General features: G+C 72.5%; 3 protein-coding genes. 1 reads left to right on the top strand and 2 read right to left on the bottom strand.

Going from position 1 to position 4,951, the window contains the following annotated elements; genetic code table 11:
- Positions 1–248: 248 nt before the first annotated feature.
- Both ACFWGZ_RS39480 and ACFWGZ_RS39475 read right to left on the bottom strand, forming a co-directional pair.
- Complete coding sequence (locus ACFWGZ_RS39480; protein ID WP_382456709.1) at positions 249–2,570, bottom strand: LuxR C-terminal-related transcriptional regulator; 2,322 nt, start codon at positions 2,568–2,570, stop codon at positions 249–251.
- 2 nt (positions 2,571–2,572) lie between these two features.
- Positions 2,573–3,787 (bottom strand): Hsp70 family protein, encoded by a 1,215-nt coding sequence (locus ACFWGZ_RS39475; RefSeq protein ID WP_382456708.1) that lies wholly within the window; start codon positions 3,785–3,787, stop codon positions 2,573–2,575.
- Between the two features lie 218 nt (positions 3,788–4,005).
- Here ACFWGZ_RS39475 and ACFWGZ_RS39470 point away from each other — a divergent pair, with 218 nt between their 5' ends.
- Positions 4,006–4,908, top strand: coding sequence for an IniB N-terminal domain-containing protein (locus ACFWGZ_RS39470; protein ID WP_382456707.1), 903 nt, complete (start codon positions 4,006–4,008; stop codon positions 4,906–4,908).
- Positions 4,909–4,951: the final 43 nt, after the last annotated feature.

Genomic DNA, 4,951 nt, shown 5'->3' with positions numbered 1-4,951 from the left:
GCTCCGGTGTGACTCGTGACGGGGCTCCACCGCCAACGCAAGCACCTACGCAACGGGCAGCCGCCCAACGCAACAGGCGTGCCATCAACCCGCCGGGGGCGCGGTGCCCCCGATCAGATTGCCGGGGGTCCGGGGGCAGAGCCCCTGGGGAACGCACGCACCAGGAACAGGCCGCCCGCAAGGTGACCACCCTCCTGGCCGCAACCTGCAAGGCGACCACCCGCCCGGCCGCCCCCCCAGCGGAACAGCTAAGAAGCCGAACCCCCCACGATGTGCCGCAACTGAGCCAAAAGATCAGACCGAGAAGTAGACCCAAGCCGCTGCCTCATCCGAGCCATGTGGTGCTCGACGGTCTTGGCGGAGATGAACAACCGGTCCCCCACCTGCTTGTACGTCATCCCCTCCAGCACCAGCTGAGCCACCTCCCGCTCCCGGTCGGACAGCTTCCCGGCGTCCTCGATCACGGGAACATCGCTCTCCACCACCCGACGAGCGGAAACAGCACGCCCCTGCAGCAACCGCGCGCAGTCGAGCAGCCGAACCATCGCCTGCCGATCGGAAGTCCGGATGGCGGCCTGCCCGGCCAGCCGGGACGCGTCCCACCACAGCCCGACGGCGTGCAGCCCGCGGGCGGTCTCCTCGACCCGGTCGGGGTCGACCTTGCCGGCCACGACGTCCAGCCAGCACTCGGCAGCGGCGGACACCACCGCGCAGTACCTGTTCCGCGACGCGTTCACCGCCAGGGCCGCGGCGTGTTCCTCGGCCGCCGCGGTGTTCTCGTCGATGATCGCCGCGTGCAGCAGGCTCCAGTGCAACTGCGTGGCCCACAGCGGCGGGTTCCCCAGCGACCGCAGCAGGGCGGAGGCCTGCGCCAGGTGCGGCGCCAACCGGCCCTGGTCCCTCAGCCGGGCGGCGGCAGCGGCGAACTCGCCCAACGGCAGCAGGGAGAACAGGTCCACCGGGTGCCGGAGCACGGCCTCGCAAGCCTGTTCCCAGGTGCGGCGCAGGGTGGCCAGGTCGGAGTTGCGCCGAGCCACGCCCACCTCGAGCGCGACGGCGAAGATCCAGTCGCGGGGCTCGAAGGCCCCGCGCACCGACATCAGGGTCTCGCGGGCGACGGCGAGGTTGCCGCGCAGCATGTGCAGCCAGGCCTGCAACAACCGGTGCCGCACGGACATCAGCACGCCACCGGTGCCGGTCTCGACGGCCCGGTCCAGCACCGACTCGGCGACGTTGGGCTCGCCGCAGTGCACGGCCACCAGGGCGGCCAGCGCCGCGGGTGAGTCGGGCAGCAGCACGGCGCCGCCGGCGGGTTCGAGCATCGAGGAAGCCCGCACGAGCGTCGACAGGGCGGCGGTCTCGGCGCCGGACACCGACTGCCGAACTCCTTGCAGCATCAACGAAGCCGCGCCGCCGAGCATCGTGGGCGGCTGCGGGGGCGTCTCCTCGAAGAGGTGGCCGGTGCCGATCAACCCGATCCCGGCGAAGGCGGCCGCGTACGGCGTGGCGGCCCAGCGGAACAACTCCGTGGAACGCGCCAGCTGCCCGCGGTGGGCCAGAGCGACAGCGGCGACCTCGGCAGCCGTGCGCCGGTACGAGGAGTCCGGAGCGCTGATCACCTGGTCGGCGAGCCGCAGGGCGCCGTCCAGGTCGCCGGCCATCGCCGAGGCGGTCGCCCACGAGGCGGCGGTCTCGGCGGACGGTGCCCCACCACCGGTGGAGGCCTTGAACAACCGCGCGGCCAGCGCCGGATCGGACGACAGGGCCTCCCGCGCGGCCGCCGCGAAGACGGGACCGCCGATGCCGGTGTCCAGCAGAGGCCGCACCAGGTCGAGCACGGGTCCGCCGCGGTCGAGCTGCAGCTGGGCGAGCTTCTGGCGGACCGCGATCCGCCGTTCGGCACGGGTCAGCGCGCCGACGGCGCGGTGCGCCAGGGGCAGCAGCGTCCCGTCCTCGGCGAGCGCGCCGGTCGCGCGGGCGGCCTCGATGATGTCGCTGACCTCGTCGAAGTCCTTGTCCAGCAACGCGGACAGCAGGTCGAGGCGCTGGGCGGCGCCGGCCTCGGCCGCCAGCAGGAACTTCTGCACGTCCGGGTCCAGGAAGTCGAGCTCACCCCGGAACGTGGCGAGGACCTCGGCAGACACCTCGGACGCGGCACCGAGGCGCTCGACGTACGCGGGGACGCCGCCGGTCTGCGCGAAGACGAAGTCCACCACCGGTTTCGGGGCGTGCAGGACGTCGCGGACCTGGTCGCGGGTGAACGGCGCGAGCGGCACGACGACGGCGCCGCGGGTCAGTTCGGCCAGTGCGGCACGGCGCGGCCACGGCCGGTAGGCCAGCACCAGCAGGGGCTCGGAGGACAGCTCGGCCACCGCGGAGTCGTCCAGCAGGTGCGCGTCGTCGACCACGCGCACGGCGGCGTTCGTGATCTCCGAGAGCAGCGCTGTCTTGCCGTGACCGCCGGGTGCCGCGACGACGACGCGCAGGCTCGTGCCCGGTGTCGCGTCGTTGATCCGGTCGAGGACTCCTCGCACGGAGTCGTCCAGCACCAACCTGGCTCGCGTGGTCACGCTCAACGGCCGTCCTCATCATCGTCTCGGGAGTCGGATCGGGAACTGGAGCGGCGTCCGGCGGGTTTCAGCGCGTCCGCCATGCGCTTCACCTTCCGCACCGGGAGCTCCAGCGGGGGTACGTCCACCGGCGGTCGCGGCGGTGGAGTGCTGAAGTCGTCGTCGTCCGGCCCGGCGATCTCGCCGACCGGGAACCGCAGCGACGCTTCACGGGTGTGCACCAGAACGGAGGTCTCGAGCGGTTCCGGTTCGCTGTCGGGGCCCAGCACGACGAGCCGCGCGGCCACGGCGGCGCCCTTGGCCACCGAGTGCTCCGGAGCGGCCTCGCCGAGGACCCGGCAGTCGACGGACGCCGACAGCGCGTCGCCGATCGCGGTCATCCGGCAGCCGCCGCCGACGAGCAGCACCGCCTCGGGCTGCGCCGGTCCGAGCGCCCGCACGAAGGTGGACACCAGGTGGTCGACGGACGGGCGGATCTCCTCGACGAACTCGTCGCGGCCGATCTCGACCCCGCCGACCACGACGGACTGGCCGAGCGCGCGTTTCGCCGCCTCGCACTCGGCGGCGGACACCGGGGCGTCCTTGCCGAGCCGGCCGCGCACCAGGTCCAGCAGCAGGTCGTCGAAGTCGGCGCCGGTGTGGTGGTCGACGCCCTCGACGTGGTTGAGCAGCTCGAACGTCCGGTTCTGCGACCGCTTCACGACGGAGGCGGAGAACGCGTGGCTGCCGAGCGAGAACACCGCGAGCGGCGAACCCGGCAGCACGCGGGCGCGCGCGGCGTGGTTCTCGGCGGCCGCGAACGGCTCCGGCACGAGCGTCACGTCGTGGACGCCGACCGCCCGCAGCGCCGTGAACAGCTGTCCCCGGCGATAGGGGCCCCACCCGGCCGAGTGAACCACTGCCACGTGACGCGGCTGTTCACCCTCCCGGGCGACCACCTCGCTGATGACCCACATGATCAGCAACGCGGTGAGCTCCTCGGCCGGGCAGGTCTCCGGGCCCAGCGAGAACGGGACCGCGTCGCCCACCCGCCGGGCGAAGCCGGAGGCGGACCAGCCGGGGACGCCGGGCTGTCCGACGGAGAACGTCCCGGCCTCCGTGAGCTGCAACGACGACGGCACGACGAACGCGATCTCGGCATCCCCGCCGCCGTCGAGGCGGCACAGGGCAGCGGTCGTGCGGGTGGTCCCGACATCGACTCCGAGTACGTACGCCACGTCTCTTCCTCACCTGTTCGCAGCAGCGACCAGTACCTACACGGGTGAACGAGAGACGCTCAAGCGAGGCCCCTAATCCCCTAGGGGCTCAACGAGCGTCACCCAATCAGGGAACGGGGATTCACTGGGAGTGATCCCCGATGTTGTGGGGAACCCCGCTCTCTTAGCTTGGGGCGCATCACCCCAACGCATCCGTGCCTCACCAGGAGTCCCCTCAGATGATCCAGCCCAGCACGCTCCACGACTTCGTGCTCAACCTGCTCAGCGACCCGTCCCTCAAGGCCGCGTTCGCCGCCGATGCTCAGGGCACCCTGGAGCAGGCCGGGCTCGCGGACATCACCGCCGTGGACGTCCAGGAAGTCATCCCGCTGGTCATCGACCTGCTCCCGGAGACCCCCGCGGGCCTGCCCGCCCTCGAGGGCGTCTACTTCGACGGAGTCGTGGAGGACGTCCTGGCGGAGGGGCCGCTCGGCGCCATCAGCCAGCTGCAGGCCGTCGCGTCCCAGCTGACCTCGTCGGGTCTGTCCCTCGACAACCTCACCACCTCCTCGGCCGGCCTCCTCGCCGTCGACGAGCACGGTCTGACCGTGTGGGCCGGTACGAACACCGCGGACGTCTACGGCGCCGGTGCCGTCAAGGTCGACGGTGACTTCTCCGCCGTCAACGACGTGACCTCGGTCCTCGACCAGACCGCGTCCCCGCTGACCGGCACGGTCCTCGACGTGGCCGACACCGCCACCGCGACCGTCGACGCACCGCTCGCGGGCGTCGCCTCCGCCGTTCCCGGCGCCGACGGCATCCTCGGCCACCTGGGCGGCGTGACGGGCCTGGCCCACGACGCGCTGGGCGTGCTCGGCGGCAGCGACGCGGGCCTCGGCGTCGTCAGCGCGACCGGCCTCGACAGCATCACCGACGGCAACATCGGCATCAAGACCGACGACACCCTCGGCCAGGTCCACCACACCGCGTCGGGCGTCCTCGACACCGCGACCGGCGTGGCCAACTCCGCCACCGGCCTGCTCGGCGACACCGCCGGCGTCGGCAACGTGCTGGGCACCGTCACCGACGTGACCCACAACGTCCCGGTCGTGGGCGACCTCGACCTGGGGCTGCTCGGCTGAGCCACCCTCCCCGCGAACCGGCCCTGTCGCAGCTGACAGGGCC

Source organism: Lentzea sp. NPDC060358, from assembly GCF_042725365.1.
GTDB lineage: Bacteria > Actinomycetota > Actinomycetes > Mycobacteriales > Pseudonocardiaceae > Lentzea.
Note: the sequence above shows the minus strand (reverse complement) of the source record. Positions and strands in the feature narration are given on the sequence as shown.

Bases quoted from the DNA above. Each gene is read 5' to 3' on its own strand.
- ACFWGZ_RS39470 (WP_382456707.1), top strand. From the start codon at position 4,006: ATGATCCAGCCCAGCACGCTCCACGACTTCGTGCTCAACCTGCTCAGC.